At 63.7% G+C, this 402-nt stretch carries 1 pseudogene; it reads left to right on the top strand.

Annotation, left to right across the window (positions count from 1 at the left end):
* Positions 1-57: 57 nt before the first annotated feature.
* Positions 58-402: pseudogene (locus tag NBZ85_RS31985) on the top strand (dihydrodipicolinate reductase); the annotation flags it as partial.

Genomic DNA, 402 nt, shown 5'->3' with positions numbered 1-402 from the left:
CTCATCGCCCTGGCGCCGGACTGCGTGGTCTACACGGCTCTGGGGGAGACCCGGCCGATGGAGGCCATCGACCAGATGTCACGTTTCCTGGCAGCCGGGATCAACGTCGTCGGAACCTCGATGGTGTGGCTGGTGACACCGCGCCAAGCCGACGACTGGCTGCGCGGACCATTGGAAAAGGCGTGCGCAGAGGGAAATTCGTCCCTGTACGTCAACGGTATCGACCCCGGTTACTCGGGTGACACGGCGGCATACGCCGCATTGAGCCTGGTGACTCGTGCCGAGTCGGTGACGGTCAAGGAGATCTTCGACTACGGCAACTACGACGACTACGAATACACCGGCACCGCCATGGGTTTCGGCACCACCCCGGACGATGCTCTGCCGATGGCCTTCCAGCCG

It is taken from the genome of Frankia tisae (assembly GCF_025403405.1).
GTDB classification, from domain to species: Bacteria; Actinomycetota; Actinomycetes; order Frankiales; family Frankiaceae; genus Frankia; species Frankia tisai.
This window is presented reverse-complemented; position numbering and strand designations above follow the sequence as displayed.